Raw genomic sequence first — 16073 nt, 5'->3', positions numbered from 1 at the left:
TTACGATTCTATTTGACTAGTTTGTTGGTTTTTAAATTTAGCAAAATTGTAACCACTGTGCCACCATTGCGTCATTTTTTCCTTGTTAAAAATAAGAGAATTTGTAGTTAACACTGTTGGTGCATAATAAAAATTTATAATTGCATCATTATGAGTTGCTGAATACTTCCCAATACGAATATTTTGAGATTCTATTTTATCCAACATAAACGTGAACATATTGGTTAACAAAGAAAATGGATTTCTTGAAGGCATTCTGTTTAATTGATTGGTTTCTGTCTGTAAAATAATTGCATCTACCTCTTTTGCGCCTCTTTTAATTGCTTCCTCTATGGGTACCATATTGCCCAAGCCACCATCTGCATATTCACATCCATTTTTTTTAACGAGCGTCATAAATGGCGTATAATTACAGGATATCCAAATCCATTCAACAAATTCAGAATAGCTATAATCCATAATACTTTTATATTCTACTTGATTAAGAGTTAAATTAGATACAGTAACCACTACATCTTTTTCTGATGCCCTAAGCGTATTAAACTCTTCTTCGGTAAAAGTAGCTTTAATCAGTTTCTTTAAATTATGACTTTCGCCAAATGTTTTACTTCCTCGGAGAAAATTGAAAATAACACTTAAATGATTAATAGCTATATTTTGGCTACCATGTTTTTGCTTTACAATAAAAGGGCACACATCAAAAATACTATCATTATTAACACTAGTATAAACTGATTTTATTTTGTCAATTTTTTTAAGCGCCAGATGAGATGTTAACAAACTACCCGTGGATGTACCAATATACAGTTGATAATCGTGTTTTAATTCTTCAATAAGATATTGCGCAACACCACCAGCAAAAGCCCCCTTACTGCCACCCCCCGAAATTACTAATGCTTTCATTAATTATGAGTATTTATTTGCTCTAACATAGCTTTTGCAAATTTTGAAAATTGCCAATTATGATGAGTCGTTGCCTGTTTTAAATTTGAAATACAAGTATCGTTGCACGCTTTTATCTCTTGTAAATACGAAAATGCATTCTGCCGAACTTCAAAACCATTAAAAGCATTTGTGTAGTTTGTTAATTCCTCAAAATAAACCTGCTTATTTTCGGCTTCAAAATTTTCCGTTACTAATGCTAAAGTTAACCAAAGAATCCGAATATTGTTATCATTAAACCCTAGTAAATCCTTTGTTTTATTTAAATATTTATTTCGCTCTTGCGGAAAATTTACCCAAAGGTTAAATAAAGCTTTTTCGATAGTTATATATGATTTATCATTTAAAAGCGATTCATAATCTGGTTTTAATTCTGAAGGTATTTCTGTTAAATGCGTTGCAATGGCTTGACGAACTTTTAAACTAGAATTAAACGTTGACTTTTTAATAAGGTTTGGGTATTTGGATATAATTTTAATTTTAGCTTCATCAGAAATATTATCCGTTAAATAATCCATGCATTTTTGATTAGAATCTTCACAATTTATATTTAGGTACGCTTTAATAAATAGTGATTTTTCTAAACTCACCATTACGCCTTCGTAATGAAACTTTTTCTCTTTCAACCAAGAGTTTACAAATGCGTTTAAGTTTTGTTTACTCGATTTTTCAACTTCATTTATAAAATCTTTAGTTTCTACGTTCTTCAATTGATATTTTAATAAGTAGGTTTTAACAGCTGTTTTAAATGCCTTATCTCCAACTTGTTCTCTTAGCAAATGCAAAACCAAAGCTCCCTTTTTATAAAATGTGGTACTGCTCGATTTTGGATCTAAAAGCGAAGTGCTTTCACCTGCATTATCTTGTGCCAACAATTCTTGTGCGTATTCATACAAATGCCAATAGTAATAATCATTGCCAAATATTTGCCTTTCAGCTAACAACGCATAGTAAGTAGCAAAACCTTCTTGTAACCAATGGTGTGTACCAGAAGTTTCGGTTACTAGATTCCCAAACCATTGATGAGCTAATTCGTGGGCATTTACATTAACATAATTCTTATCCACAAAACCTATGGAATCAGTAACAAAAGTGTCAGCAAAAATTGTAGTACTTGTATTTTCCATGCCGGCGTATAGAAAATCCTTAACCGGAATTTGTTTATAATTTTGCCATGGATAGGGAACGCCAATTTCTGCTCCTAAAAAATCGAACAACTTTTTAGTATAGCGATAGGTTGGCTCAACTTTGTTTTCATCTTTCGGGTAATAATACATTTCCAATGGAATACCACTTTTGGATGTTTCCACTTTTTTATGGTATTTTCCAATAGCTAAGGCTAACAAATAACTAGACATTGGCTTTTTCATATCGAAATGCCATATGGAAGTTGAATCATTAGTTTCTTTATTAATCAATTTTCCATTCGCAATTACTTCGTAGTTTTTATCGAATTCAATACTTAAATCAAATTCAATTTTATCATTCATATCGTCAATACTTGGCAACCAATTACTTGTATATTTCCCTTGGCCTTGCGTCCAGACTTGTTTATTACCATCATCATAATCCCAATCAATAAAATACATGGCTTTTTTAGGAACAGCTACATAATTAAATTTCAACTTATAGGTAGAATCATTTTTAAAATCATGTTTAATCCACAATTTCTTGCCATCATTTGAATAAGAAATATTTCTACCATCCAAATAAACTGATTGAAACCTCATATTAATTGCATCAAAACATATGGAGTCGACTGGTTTTAATATTTTAAATTCATAATTAACAAAACCCCCAACAGCTTTTTTTTTAGGAAATATGGAAATTTCAGCTTTTGCCGATTTAAAATCTACACAGTCAACTTGTTGCGCATTTAAATAAAATGCGAAGAAAATAAAACCAAAAAGAAGATAATTATTCATAAGGTTAGCCTAAAATGCTAAAAGCCAAATTACGGAATTTTTCTATTTTATGAATTGCTCAAAATGCCTTAAATTCGTCTTCTATGATTACCAACCTACAAACTCCTATAGATTATTTAAAAGGCGTTGGCCCGAATAGAGCCGATTTACTACGCAAGGAGTTAGGTATTCATACCTACCAAGACTTAATCAACTTATTCCCTAATCGATATATTGACAGAACCCAATATTACAAAATAAACCAACTACAGCCCAACAATGCAGATGTTCAGGTTATTGGTAAAATAATTGCTTTTAAAGAGGTTGAACAAAAAAGAGGGAAACGATTAGTTGCTACCTTTCAGGATGACACTGGAGTTATGGAATTGGTATGGTTTAGAGGACAAAAATGGATAAGAGAAAACCTTAAACTCAATACCAACTATGTAGCATTTGGACGAACAAACTTGTTTGGCGGAAAGTTTAACATGCCTCACCCAGAATTAGAATTACAAGATGAGCATGAAAAAAACTTACGTTCTGCCATGCAACCCGTTTACCCTTCCAGTGAAAAACTTTCCAATAAGGGTATCACAAATAGGTTGATGATCCAAATTATGCAACAATTGTTTATTGAAACAAATGGCAGGTTTTCTGAAACACTTTCTGAACAAATAATTTCAGAATTAAAACTAATTAGAAAAAGTGACGCCCTATTTAATGTGCATTTTCCTAAAAGCCAAGAGCTGTTAGCAAAGGCGCAATTTCGATTGAAATTTGAAGAACTTTTCTATATTCAACTGCAATTAATTATTAAAAATTTAATTCATAAATCAAAAATAAAAGGCTTTCCTTTTGAAAATGTTGGGGCTTATTTTAACGACTTTTTTAACGAACATTTACCCTTCGAATTAACCAACGCCCAAAAACGTGTTTTAAAAGAAATAAGAGCCGATTTAGGAAGCAATGCCCAAATGAATCGTTTGTTGCAAGGCGATGTAGGTTCTGGTAAAACCATTGTGGCATTTATGACGATGTTAATGGCTTTAGACAACGGTTTTCAAGCTTGCTTAATGGCTCCGACTGAAATTTTGTCAGTTCAACATTATAACGGTTTACTTGAGCTATGTAACAGATTGAATATCAGCATAAAAATACTTACAGGCTCAAGTAAAACTTCAGAAAGAAAAAAGATTCATGAAGCCTTAGAAACAGGAGAATTACAGATACTAATCGGCACCCATGCACTGCTTGAAGATAAGGTAAAATTCAAGAATTTAGGACTTGCTATTATTGATGAACAACACCGTTTTGGCGTAGCACAAAGAAGCAAATTATGGCATAAAAATACGTCTCCTCCACACGTTTTGGTCATGACTGCCACTCCTATTCCAAGAACCCTAGCAATGTCTGTTTATGGTGATTTAGACATCTCCATAATTGATGAATTACCTGCTGGAAGAAAACCAATAAAAACGGTTCATAGGTTCGACAAAAACCGACTAAATGTTTTCAAATTTATTCGAGATGAAATAAAAAAAGGCAGACAAGTATACATTGTATATCCGCTTATTCAAGAGAGTGAGGCTTTAGATTATAAAGATTTAATGGACGGGTACGAAAGCATTTCTAGAGATTTCCCAATGCCCGAGTATCAAATTTCCATAGTTCACGGAAAAATGAAACCTGCAGATAAAGATTTTGAAATGCAACGTTTTATTAAAGGAGAAACTCAAATTATGGTTGCTACAACAGTTATTGAAGTGGGCGTTAATGTCCCTAATGCTTCTGTAATGATTATTGAAAGTGCCGAACGTTTTGGATTATCACAACTCCACCAACTACGTGGGAGAGTTGGGCGAGGTGCCGAACAAAGTTATTGTATTTTAATGACTGGACATAAATTGAGTAACGATAGTAAAACCCGTTTGGAAACCATGGTAAGAACCAGTGATGGGTTTGAAATTGCCGAAGTAGATTTAAAACTACGCGGTCCTGGAGATATTATGGGCACCCAACAAAGCGGAGTTTTAAACCTTAAAATTGCCGATATTATTAAAGACAAAGATATTTTACAAAGCGCTCGTTTTTACGCCAAAAAGCTACTTAAAGACGACCCAAAATTATCCGAATCGGACAACAAAGTTATTTTAGATACCTACAGAGCCTTAACCAAGTTTAAAAATATTTGGAATTATATCTCTTAATTTTAGAGCTAAATTTGTAATTTACATATCGTTGCTTTTTTTAAAGACTAATTTATATTTATCACATGCTACATTTAAAACTAGAAACCGATCCTCGCTGGGTTAATATTGTAGAATCTAATATTGAAGAAATTCTAACCGACCATGCATGGTGCGAACAGAAAGCAGCCACTAACGCCATTACCCTTATTACCCTAAATTCTGAACACGTAGATTTAGTAACCGATTTATTAGCACTCGCCAAAGAAGAATTAGAACATTTTCAAATGGTGCATGATATCATTAAAAAACGAGGTTATACCTTGGGCAGGGAACGTAAAGATAGCTACGTTAACGAATTGTATAAATTTATGAATAAAGGCGGAAATCGGGTACAGTGTTTGGTGGACAGACTTTTATTTTCTGCAATGATTGAGGCTAGAAGTTGCGAACGATTTAAACTTTTATCTAAAGAAATAAACGATCCTGAACTTTCAAAATTTTACCATGACTTAATGATAAGTGAAGCTGGCCATTACACTACATTTATTGGCTTTGCCCGAAAATACGGAAAAGGCGTAAACATTGAAAAGCGTTGGCAAGAACTCGTTTCTTTTGAAAGTGAAGTAATTAAAAATTACGGAAAGAGTGAAACCATTCATGGTTGAAATAAAAAACTCAGCTATTACAACTGAGTTTTTTTGATTTTTAAGCTATTCGGTAATTGACTGATATTGCTTGCAATATCGTTACAATTTTGTTTTCTAAGTTTAGCCTAATGTTAAATCTTTTTTAAGCATTATTAAATACATACCTACAGAAGTAACCACGACTTTAATTAAACCTTCATTCAATAAAACATTATGATTAACTTTGCTATTTCAAAGCTAAAAGCATATAAATTTAAGAATGATTCACATTCACGAAAAGACATTACAAGATTTAGAGTTTTCCACAGTATTAAAACAAGTAAGCGAACATTGTATTACGGTTTTAGGTACTGAAAAAGCATTACAAATTGAACCCTATAAAACCAAGGAAAACTTGATGGTTAATTTACAGTTAACCAACGAATTTCTATCTTCTTTTCAAAACGATAACCGCATCCCCAATCATGGGTTCGATGCCATAACAAAAGAAATTAAACTTATTCGTATTGAAAATACCTATTTGGAGGTACATAGTTTAAAGAAAATTGTATCTATGTCGTTAACAACAAACGACATTGTTACATTTTTAAAGAAATTTGAAACTTATTATCCAAACTTAAACGAATTTGCATCTCATATAGAAGTTACCAAAGCTATAATTGAAAAAGTAGATGGTGTAGTTGATCGTTTTGGTGATATTAAAGATAATGCCTCCAACCTACTTTTCGATTTAAGACAATCCATTAATAAAGTAAAAGGACAAATAAATCAAAGTTTTACAACATCTCTAAATATGTATCAAGGGCTAGAATACCTAGATGATATTCGGGAAAGTGTTGTGGAAAACAGGCGGGTTTTGGCAGTAAAAGCCATGTATCGTCGTAAAGTAAAAGGTTCTATAATGGGTAGTAGTAAAACGGGAAGTATCGTGTATATGGAACCAGAAGCTACACAAAAATACTCCCGTGAATTGAATAATTTAGAATTTGAAGAAAATGAAGAAGTCATTCGAATTTTAAAAGAACTTACCAGTTTCATTCGTCCATATTCACAACTTTTAGAAAAATACCAAAATTTTTTAATTGCCATAGATGTTATTTCAGCAAAAGCGAAATATGCACAATCCATGAATGCCATACTTCCAAAAATATCGGAAGACAAATCGATGTTTTTGCGAGATGCCTACCATCCATTGCTGTATTTAAACAACTTAAAAAAGAAAGAGAAAACATTTCCGCAAACTATTGAGCTAAAGCAAGACAGCCGTATTATTGTTATTTCTGGTCCAAACGCCGGTGGAAAAAGTATTACACTAAAAACGGTAGGCTTGTTGCAAGTTATGCTACAATGTGGTATGTTAATTCCTGTACATGAGCGTAGTAGTGTTTGTTTATTTGATAGAATTTTAAGTGATATTGGAGACAATCAATCTATTGAAAATCATTTAAGCACCTATAGTTATCGCTTAAAACAAATGAATTATTTCTTAAAAAAATGTAATAAAGAAACGCTTTTTTTAATTGATGAGTTTGGTACCGGAAGTGATCCTGAACTTGGTGGAGCCTTAGCAGAAACGTTTTTAGAAGAATTTTACCATCGGGAGGCTTTTGGAATTATAACAACACATTATTCCAATTTAAAAATATTGGCTAACGAGCTACCTTTTATGCTAAATGCCAATATGCTTTTTGATGAAAAAACTTTAGAGCCAATGTACAAACTTGTAATTGGGCAAGCTGGAAGTAGTTTTACCTTTGAAGTCGCTCAAAAAAACGGGATTCCTTTTGGGTTAATTAATCGTGCTAAAAAGAAAATTGAGCGGAGTAAAGTACGTTTTGATGCTACTATTGCAAAACTTCAAAAGGAACGATCAAAACTTGAAAAAACCGGTCAGTCTCTAAAAATAAATGAAAAGAAAAAAATTCAAGAGGCTGATAGATTGGAGGAAATCAATGCCAAAATTCAAAAAAAACTAGAAAGTTATCAAGAATTATACGATAGTAACCAACGCCTTATCTATTTGGGCCAAAAAGTAAATGATATTGCTGAAAAATATTTTGACAATAAACAGAAAAAGGAGTTAATGGGTGAACTTTTCAAATTGGTACAGATAGAAAACTCCAAACGAAAAAAGGTTACTGCGAAAGAAAAAAAAGTAATAAAGGAAAAAGAAAAGCAAGTAAAACAAGAAGTCGAAAAAGTAGTAACTGTAATTCGCGAAAAGAAAAAAGAAGCTAAGAAAAAAGCTGTTGAAGCCCCAAAGCCAAAAGTAATATTAAAAGTGGGCGACCGTGTTCGTATGAATGATGGTCGTGCCGTGGGAAGTATCGATAAAATAGAAAAAAACAAAGCTGTTGTTAATTATGGTATCTTTACGACTAATGTTAGTATCAGCGAATTAGAATTGGTTGAGGCTGTTAAAAAATAAGATAATTTAATCGCTTTTATATAATTTAGAACTATCATTTTGCGTTTCTCTGATGTTACAACTAAATATAAATTAAACTGATGAAAAAGATATTTGCTCTATTCATAATACTAGCTACTCTTATAATAACTTATTCTTGTAGTACTTCCAATAACGATGATATCAATGAGGAAATTGAAGAGGTAGATGAAGAAACAAACCAACCTCCTACGGAAACACCTACTGAAATACCAAAAATTGTTTGGAAGAATTGGTATTTATCTGTACCCATTAACAGAGGTGATGGTAGCGCTACGTCTATTTACTATCAAGCAATTGAAAATAACACACTTACAGCAGATCAATCTGAGTATTTTTATAAAAATACCGATGGTAGCTATACCATGTTCACTAAATTTACTGGATTTACAACTTCTGGTTCCTCTGGGTTAAACGCTGGGAAATATTGCCGTACTGAACTTCGAGAGTTTTGGAGGGGTATTCAATCCACCAGCGACAACTGGTCTATGAATACAGGCACTCATATTTTAGAAACCACCTTAAAAGTGGATTATGTTGAGGGTAATGGCAGAACTATTGTAGCACAAATTCATGGTATTGAAACTGCAGGATTGAGTGGTTCCCCAGCCACAGTTAAAATACGCTGGAATAGCGGTATGGTTCAATTAGATTATTACACAAAACCAAACAGTGGTAACGTTTGGACTAGTGATTCTGATGCGAAAAAAGATGTTGGTAGAGTCGATAATGAACTATTTACTTTCAAAATTAAAATTGAAAATGGTAAATTTTATTATGCTTTAATATGCGAAGCTAAAAACATAAATATAGATTATACTTATGTGTATGATTATGTAGCCAACGGTTATGCATACAACAACTATTTTAAAACAGGCAATTATTATGGTTGGAATTCAGACTATACTAAAACTGCACAAGTTGTTTTGTATGAAGTAAAAACTCAACATTTTTAATATCTTAGGAATTGCAATATTACACTAATACCATAATCAATATTTGAAAATCACTATACCTAATAACAAAAAATTAATATTATTTGATGGTGTTTGCAACCTCTGCAATTCCTCTGTTCAATATGTTATAGAAAAAGACAAAAACAATAAATTTTTGTTTGCTGCTCTACAAAGTGAAATTGGTTCAAAAATAATTAAGGCATATAAAATAGACACGTCTAAAACAGACTCCATCCTTTTATACACACCTGATTATGGAATTACATCTAAATCTACTGCAGCATTAAAGATTGCTGCCGATTTAAATTTCCCTATAAAATTACTTAGCCTATTTATTATTTTACCTCCATTTTTTCGAAACTGGGTGTATGATTATATTGCAAAAAACCGCTATAAATGGTTTGGAAAAAAAGAAGCTTGTTGGATACCAACACCTGAATTAAAAGCTAAATTTTTAGATTAAAAAAATAACGTAATTTAACATTTAAAACAGCGCTAATTGAAATACATTTACCGCTTTAAATAAATTAACTAAATGCGTTATAAATATTATCTTGCAGTAATAACAGCCTTTACTATTTGGGGGTTTTTCAGTATTGTTTTAAAGTCTCTGGATAGTTTTCCTGCTTTCGATATTTTAATGTATCGTTCTCTATTTTCTGTTTGTATTATGCTGTTAGTTTCTTTGTTTTTACGACCCAAAGCTTTAAAAAGAAACATAAAACTATTTCAATCTCTACCAGAAAAAAACAAACGTAACATTGTAATCATTAATTTATTAAGCGGATTGTTTCTAGCACTCAATTGGTTCATTTTCATCTATGTAATGAATAATGTAAGTGTAAGTGCTACCTCCCTAGCCTATCTTATTTGCCCTATTTTAACTATGGTAATGGCTTTTCTTATTTTAAAAGAAAAACTTTTCAAGGTACAATGGCTTTCGGTAGGCCTAAGTTTAATAAGTTGCTTGCTTTTATCATTTGGCAATTTTATAGATTTATTTTACAGTATGATTATTGCATTCACCTATGCTATTTATTTGGTACTACAACGTAAAAATCAGGAGATGGATCGTTTTTTAGTTTTAACGTTTCAAATTGGGATTGCAGTTATTTTATTACTTCCTTTTATGCCAGCCAATGTGTCTAATATAGAAAAAACAACATTTTTCTATGCTATAATTGCCCTAATTGCCATAGTGTTCACAATTGTACCAATGTACTTAAATATCTATGCATTAAAGGGCTTAAACTCATCAATTATTGGTGTATTTATTTATCTTAACCCTATAATTAACTTTTTACTCGCTGTGTTTTACTTTAAGGAACACATTAGCTTTCTCCAAGCATTAAGTTTTAGCCTCATTGGCATGTCTGTAATTATTTTCAATATTCCTAATTTCAGAAACCATAGAAAAAAACGAAAAGCAATTCATATTAAAATATAACGCAACCATTTTCATGTTTTTTCATCTAAATAGAAAGTGTTTAAATATGAAAACCAAATTAAGTTACTTAGTATTATTCACCCTATTTATTTGCTGTAAATCTGATGAAGTCATGCCAGATTGTTCTACAGTTTTTTGTGTAGCCCCATATGTTGCGATAAATTTAGTTGATAATACTACTTTAGAAAATTTCGTAATTCAAAATAACATCCCTAAAGAAAGTATTTTGATATATGATAGTTCGCAAAACCAACTTGATTTTTCAATATTTGAAACTACTGGCATTTTGCATATAAACAAAAAGAAATTGCAAGACACGATTGAAATAAAAATTACGTCTGAACTTATTGCAACAATTTCATATAACACATCTAACCCGAGAACTAACGGCTGTTGTGATTTTGGTGAACTACAAGACGTAATAATAGAAAACAAAACATTTAAGATAGATAAAAATGTAATTACAATCTATTTATAATTACAAAGGATTTACTACCAAATAGTGTAAATAGGTTACTCTGAAACCAAGCTGCCCCACTCGGTCCAAGAGCCATCGTAAACCGAAATATTTTTATAACCAGACATCGTAGCTCCTAACGCTAAAACACATGCCGTAATGCCAGAACCACATGAAAAAATGATAGGATCTTCTTTTTTAGCCAAACGTCCAAATTTGCTTTCTAAAACCGCTTTAGGAAGTAACTGATTATTTTCTAGCAAATCTTCAAAAGGTAAATTTAATGAATTCGAAATCGTTCCCATGCGCAATCCTGCCCTTGGTTCTGCTTCTAAACTTTTAAACCTTGCTTCCGATCTGGCATCGATAATGGTGTGGCTTTTAGTGGTAGATGCTTTTTTCATGTCTTCAAAAAACACCATGAGCTCTGGTTTTAATTTTGCTTCAAAATTACCAGTTTCCCCAGTATAACGTTTCATTGGTTCTATTGGAAATCCTGCTTTTTGCCATTCAGGAAGACCACCATCTAAAACTGCTACATTATTAAAACCAAATGCTTTAAATAACCACCAAACCCGTGCACTTGAATAAATTCCTTTATCATCCGAAACAACAATAACATCATCGTTATTAATTCCCAATTCTCGAGCTGATTTTTGAAATTGAGCTTCTGAGGGAAACGTGGAAGGAAAAGGTGCCGCCACATCACTAAACTTATTTTTAATATCGAATAAACGGGTATTAGGTATTTGAACATTACTTTCATCAAACACCTTATTAATTGTACCATCTAATACTACTAAATTTTCAGCTCTCAGATTATCATAAAGCCAAGCCACTGAAACAATAGGTTGAGACAAATTTACTTTAGCCATAATAAATAATTTTAAGAATCTAAATCGAAAGTATCTGTTGGGTTTTTATCGCCTTCATAATTCAACATATTTTCTCCATTGGCTATTATAGAACAAACAGCAGCATCTCCTGTAACATTAACAACCGTCCTAAACATATCTAAAATTCTATCTACAGGAAAAATAATTGCAATCCATACTGGATTTAAACCTACTGAATTTAAAACTACAATTAACATAACTAGTCCCGCACTAGGCACTGCCGCCGACCCAATAGATGCTAAGGTTGTGGTAATTACAACGGTAATTTGTTGACCAATAGTTAAGTCTATCATATGCATTTGCGCTAAAAAGATAACTGCTACGGCCTGGTACAAGCTTGTACCATCCATATTAACTGTTGCACCAATAGGTAACACAAAACTGCTTATCTTTTTGTTAACACCTAAATTATGCTCCACACATTCCATAGTTACAGGCAATGTGGCCGCACTACTTGAAGTTGAAAATGCCAATGTTTGTGCAGGACTCATCGCTTTAAAAAAGCCTGAATACGATATTTTTTTAACAAACAATTTTAAAATCGTTGGGTACGCCACAAAGATCATTGTTAGCAAGCCAATTAAAACGGTTAACGAATACCAACTTAATCCTTTAAAAATTTCGATGACTTTTCCAATATCATCTCCAGCCATTTTACTTACTACTCCTGCCAATAATGCAAACACAAAAAATGGTGCCGCTTGCATTACCAAATCTACCATTTTTAAAAACACTTCATTAACGCCATCTACTAAAAGCAAAACAGGTTGTGATTTTTCATCAGGAATGAATAGTAAACACACACCAAAAAATAAGGCAAAAAAGATAATTTGTAACATCAATCCATTATTAGAAAGTGATGCGAAAAAATTCTCGGGTACAATATCCACTAACGGTTGTAATGGCGATATGGCTTCTTGCTTGTTGGCTTTTTCCATTTTGTCGGTTACCGAAGCTTCAACTAACTCTGCTTTTGTTAATTGGGATAACTCCTGAGCTCGCTCAATAAAAGAAGGATTTTTTAAATAATTAATTCCATCTTTAATTTCATGACCTTCAGAGGATGCCCATATTTCATAACTAATACGGTTATCAATTCTACTTTGTTCATCTATTAGCTTACCTGGCTTTATAACATTCACCAATAATAACCCAAGCGAAATTGCAACTATAGTAGTTATTAAATAAATAAATAAAGTTTTGCCTCCCATTCTACCTAAGCTTTTGGGATCACCAATATTAGCAACACCACCAATGATGGAAAACAATACTAAAGGCACTGCAATTAGTTTTAACAAATTGATGAAAATAGTACCAAACGGATCAATCCAATTAATAGTAAATGCACTCCAACCTAACGTACTTGAAAGTAATGCCCAAATAATACCGAGCGTCATACCTATTAATATTTTCCAATGTAGCGCGAGTTTTTTCATACGTTTGTTTGCTATTAATTTGGACTAATATAAGTATTTTAATTTGGCTACTGAATGCAATTTTAAAAATTAATAAGACTTGAAAATTCTGCAATCATAATTAACTAATATGCATTATAAAGGATTGTTTTTACAAATTATATAAACTTCCATTACATTGAAGTGGCATCTGATAAAAACGCAATTGCTTATCGGTTATCTTTTTTTAACTTCCGGATATATTGTGAAGACCGAAGCTACGAAATTAATGATAATTTACTTAGGCTTTTAAAAGCTTAAGCTAATAGGCATTATACCCAATCCAATCGCATACCTAACGATTGCAACAAGGCGCCCTTTTATTATTTTGGTGATTAGATTTAATTTACCGTCTTAGTTGTATAACGAAACTTTATAGTAACAAAGAATGATTGACAAGCTTCTTTATCGTTAATTTTAACTTTTTAAAGATTAAACTTACGCAAAATAGTGATTTTAACTATTTTAAATTTAAATTTTACAGATGCTAAAAAAATCTATACTTATAGAAAATAAATCTAAGGTTACTGCTAAAAACTTACAATTACAAATTGCAACCAACGAACGAGAAGCCAGCATACCCATTGAAGACATTGGATTTGTAATTATAGACAACCCAGAAGTTTATATTAGCATAACAGCCTTTAACCTATTAGTTGAAAATAATGCAGCCTTAATTATATGTAACAACTCACATTTACCAAATGGTATGTTTTTAAATCTAAATAGTCACCATATACAGCAAGAACTATTTAAATATCAATTGGATGCAAGCGCACCATTAAAAAAACAATTATGGCAACAAACGGTAACAGAAAAAATTAAAAATCAAGGGATATTATTAGAAAAGATAACAAAAAATAAAAATCAATTCGAATTTTTGGCAAGTAAGGTTCTAAGCGGCGACACCAGTAATATGGAAGGCGTTGCAGCCAATTTTTATTGGAAATCGTTTTTTGAATTCGACTTTAAACGAGAACGCTTTGGCAATTACCCTAACAACTTTTTAAATTATGGCTATGCTATTTTAAGAGCCGCCACAGCCCGAGCCTTATCAGGGAGTGGCTTATTAAATACCTTGGGAATACACCACAAAAACAAATACAATGCCTTTGCTCTGGCAGATGACATTATGGAACCCTTTAGACCCATAGTAGACGAAGCCGTTTTAGAAATCATACAGCACTACGACGAACAAGACTTAAACACCGAAATAAAGTCTATTTTATTAGAAATATTAACCAGAACCGTATATTTTAAGAACGAAAAGAGCCCTTTAATGGTGGCCCTTCAAAAAACGGCAAGTTCGTTGCAACAATGCTATTGTGGTACACGTAAGAAAATAAAATATCCAAAACTATGGAACTAAATGGCTATAGAATTATGTGGTTATTTGTATTTTTTGATTTACCAACCGAAACGGCAAAAGACCGAAAAAACGCTGCTGGTTTTAGAAAAAACATTATGAAAGATGGGTTTACAATGATGCAATACTCTGTTTATATGCGGCATTGCGCCAGTAGCGAAAGCGCCGATGTGCACGAAAAACGCATAAAAAAACTTTTGCCACCGCTAGGAAAAGTAAGTGTTTTAAGAATTACCGATAAACAATTTGGCAACATTATGAATTTTTGGGGACGTGCCGAAGTGCCCAAAGAACCACAGCCCACACAGTTAGAATTATTTTAGTTACCCATTTTTGTCATTCCGACGATAGGAGAATTTTTAAATCAGCGAAGCTAAATCGCACTAAAATGAGATATTTCGGCGCTCATACTTCGCTCTGTCGATTTGACAAAAAAGAGATTAAGAGTGATTTACCTCAAGTTAAAACTTGCAAACCACAACTAAAAAAATGCTTCAATCTTGCCTTATCACTGCAAAAAAGAAGCATTTTTTTAAACGATATTCAACTTTAATCATTTGAATACTAGAAGATAACAAGCCAACTAATATCGTGTTTTCTAATCTTTAATCAAACCACAACTTAAGTTTTCTGCTAGGTTTTTAAAATCCAATATCGTGTTTTCTAATCTTTAATCAAACCACAACAACCATTGCAGCTGCAAAAGATAAGTTCGAAATATCGTGTTTTCTAATCTTTAATCAAACCACAACATTCTTCGTAATTACCAATATTGATTTTCGAATATCGTGTTTTCTAATCTTTAATCAAACCACAACGGGATAGTACGTGTGATAAAATTATAAATTAATATCGTGTTTTCTAATCTTTAATCAAACCACAACTTTTTCTTAATAACATTTGGGCGTATTAAAATATCGTGTTTTCTAATCTTTAATCAAACCACAACGTCGTATGGTGTCATGCGTTCTGCGTAAAAATATCGTGTTTTCTAATCTTTAATCAAACCACAACCCTTTTGAAATTAAAATGATATTCTTTGCGAATATCGTGTTTTCTAATCTTTAATCAAACCACAACTAATTCCTAAACCTACTTTAATATCAGCAGAATATCGTGTTTTCTAATCTTTAATCAAACCACAACTTATCCTAAATATTTAAGTCAATTATCAGAAATATCGTGTTTTCTAATCTTTAATCAAACCACAACTACAAAGTATAAATTCTACAAAGTTGTAGAATATCGTGTTTTCTAATCTTTAATCAAACCACAACCTTGTGAGCCCTATGCAAATCCAAATAAAGAATATCGTGTTTTCTAATCTTTAATCAAACCACAACAGGATCAATCCCTAAAATGAGCAAGG

General features: G+C 32.1%; 13 protein-coding genes and 1 CRISPR repeat array. Of the genes, 9 read left to right on the top strand and 4 right to left on the bottom strand.

Annotated elements, in window-relative coordinates; translation table 11 throughout:
- On the bottom strand, positions 1-903 hold the full coding sequence (locus tag ABYI63_RS11575) for a patatin family protein (protein ID WP_372756510.1): 903 nt from the start codon (positions 901-903) through the stop codon (positions 1-3).
- A complete protein-coding gene (locus ABYI63_RS11570) occupies positions 903-2867 on the bottom strand; it encodes a M1 family metallopeptidase (RefSeq protein ID WP_372756509.1) in 1965 nt (654 codons plus the stop codon). The genes ABYI63_RS11575 and ABYI63_RS11570 overlap by 1 nt, the downstream gene beginning before the upstream one ends.
- An 83-nt stretch (positions 2868-2950) precedes the next feature.
- Here ABYI63_RS11570 and recG point away from each other — a divergent pair, with 83 nt between their 5' ends.
- The 7 genes from recG to ABYI63_RS11535 all read left to right on the top strand — a co-directional run bounded on the left by recG (position 2951) and on the right by ABYI63_RS11535 (position 11009).
- The gene (gene recG, locus ABYI63_RS11565; RefSeq protein ID WP_372756508.1) at positions 2951-5053 is read left to right on the top strand and encodes an ATP-dependent DNA helicase RecG; all 2103 of its coding nucleotides are present in this window, start codon (positions 2951-2953) and stop codon (positions 5051-5053) included.
- Between the two features lie 65 nt (positions 5054-5118).
- On the top strand, positions 5119-5700 hold the full coding sequence (locus ABYI63_RS11560) for a tRNA-(ms[2]io[6]A)-hydroxylase (RefSeq protein ID WP_372756507.1): 582 nt from the start codon (positions 5119-5121) through the stop codon (positions 5698-5700).
- A 241-nt stretch (positions 5701-5941) separates the two neighbouring features.
- On the top strand, positions 5942-8110 hold the full coding sequence (locus ABYI63_RS11555) for a DNA mismatch repair protein MutS (RefSeq protein ID WP_372756506.1): 2169 nt from the start codon (positions 5942-5944) through the stop codon (positions 8108-8110).
- 80 nt (positions 8111-8190) lie between these two features.
- Positions 8191-9084: a polysaccharide lyase family 7 protein gene (locus ABYI63_RS11550; RefSeq protein WP_372756505.1), complete on the top strand. Its 894-nt coding sequence runs from the start codon at positions 8191-8193 to the stop codon at positions 9082-9084.
- A gap of 43 nt (positions 9085-9127) precedes the next feature.
- Entirely contained in the window at positions 9128-9547 is a 420-nt protein-coding gene (locus tag ABYI63_RS11545; RefSeq protein WP_372756504.1) for a thiol-disulfide oxidoreductase DCC family protein, read from the top strand.
- Positions 9548-9619: 72 nt separating this feature from the next.
- The gene (locus ABYI63_RS11540; protein WP_372756503.1) at positions 9620-10531 is read left to right on the top strand and encodes an EamA family transporter; all 912 of its coding nucleotides are present in this window, start codon (positions 9620-9622) and stop codon (positions 10529-10531) included.
- A 46-nt stretch (positions 10532-10577) separates the two neighbouring features.
- The gene (locus ABYI63_RS11535) at positions 10578-11009 is read left to right on the top strand and encodes a hypothetical protein (RefSeq protein ID WP_372756502.1); all 432 of its coding nucleotides are present in this window, start codon (positions 10578-10580) and stop codon (positions 11007-11009) included.
- Positions 11010-11044: 35 nt separating this feature from the next.
- Here the strand turns inward: ABYI63_RS11535 and ABYI63_RS11530 are convergent, their stop codons facing one another.
- Together ABYI63_RS11530 and ABYI63_RS11525 are read right to left on the bottom strand one after the other, a co-directional pair.
- Entirely contained in the window at positions 11045-11863 is an 819-nt protein-coding gene (locus ABYI63_RS11530; RefSeq protein ID WP_372756501.1) for a sulfurtransferase, read from the bottom strand.
- A gap of 11 nt (positions 11864-11874) precedes the next feature.
- Entirely contained in the window at positions 11875-13320 is a 1446-nt protein-coding gene (locus ABYI63_RS11525) for a dicarboxylate/amino acid:cation symporter (protein WP_372756500.1), read from the bottom strand.
- Positions 13321-13822: 502 nt separating this feature from the next.
- Between ABYI63_RS11525 and cas1 the strand changes: the two genes are divergently transcribed.
- Positions 13823-14707 (top strand): type II CRISPR-associated endonuclease Cas1, encoded by an 885-nt coding sequence (gene cas1 / locus ABYI63_RS11520; RefSeq protein ID WP_372756499.1) that lies wholly within the window; start codon positions 13823-13825, stop codon positions 14705-14707.
- Positions 14698-15027, top strand: a complete 330-nt coding sequence (gene cas2, locus ABYI63_RS11515) for a CRISPR-associated endonuclease Cas2 (protein ID WP_372756498.1) — start codon at positions 14698-14700, stop codon at positions 15025-15027. The genes cas1 and cas2 overlap by 10 nt, the downstream gene beginning before the upstream one ends.
- Positions 15028-15289: 262 nt before the next feature.
- Positions 15290-16047: direct repeats of the CRISPR family, unit length 36 nt; unit sequence AATATCGTGTTTTCTAATCTTTAATCAAACCACAAC.
- Between the last annotated feature and the right edge of the window lie 26 nt (positions 16048-16073).

Source organism: Mariniflexile sp. (genome assembly GCF_041583155.1).
Classification (GTDB): domain Bacteria; phylum Bacteroidota; class Bacteroidia; order Flavobacteriales; family Flavobacteriaceae; genus Mariniflexile.
Note: the sequence above shows the minus strand (reverse complement) of the source record. Positions and strands in the feature narration are given on the sequence as shown.

Excerpts from the sequence above, each read along its gene's own strand:
- ABYI63_RS11575 (WP_372756510.1), bottom strand. The coding sequence starts at position 903 with ATGAAAGCATTAGTAATTTCGGGGGGTGGCAGTAAGGGGGCTTTTGCT.
- ABYI63_RS11570 (WP_372756509.1), bottom strand. The coding sequence starts at position 2,867 with ATGAATAATTATCTTCTTTTTGGTTTTATTTTCTTCGCATTTTATTTA.
- recG (WP_372756508.1), top strand. The coding sequence starts at position 2,951 with ATGATTACCAACCTACAAACTCCTATAGATTATTTAAAAGGCGTTGGC.
- ABYI63_RS11560 (WP_372756507.1), top strand. The coding sequence starts at position 5,119 with ATGCTACATTTAAAACTAGAAACCGATCCTCGCTGGGTTAATATTGTA.
- ABYI63_RS11555 (WP_372756506.1), top strand. The coding sequence starts at position 5,942 with ATGATTCACATTCACGAAAAGACATTACAAGATTTAGAGTTTTCCACA.
- ABYI63_RS11550 (WP_372756505.1), top strand. The coding sequence starts at position 8,191 with ATGAAAAAGATATTTGCTCTATTCATAATACTAGCTACTCTTATAATA.
- ABYI63_RS11540 (WP_372756503.1), top strand. The coding sequence starts at position 9,620 with ATGCGTTATAAATATTATCTTGCAGTAATAACAGCCTTTACTATTTGG.
- ABYI63_RS11535 (WP_372756502.1), top strand. The coding sequence starts at position 10,578 with ATGAAAACCAAATTAAGTTACTTAGTATTATTCACCCTATTTATTTGC.
- ABYI63_RS11530 (WP_372756501.1), bottom strand. The coding sequence starts at position 11,863 with ATGGCTAAAGTAAATTTGTCTCAACCTATTGTTTCAGTGGCTTGGCTT.
- ABYI63_RS11525 (WP_372756500.1), bottom strand. The coding sequence starts at position 13,320 with ATGAAAAAACTCGCGCTACATTGGAAAATATTAATAGGTATGACGCTC.
- cas1 (WP_372756499.1), top strand. The coding sequence starts at position 13,823 with ATGCTAAAAAAATCTATACTTATAGAAAATAAATCTAAGGTTACTGCT.
- cas2 (WP_372756498.1), top strand. The coding sequence starts at position 14,698 with ATGGAACTAAATGGCTATAGAATTATGTGGTTATTTGTATTTTTTGAT.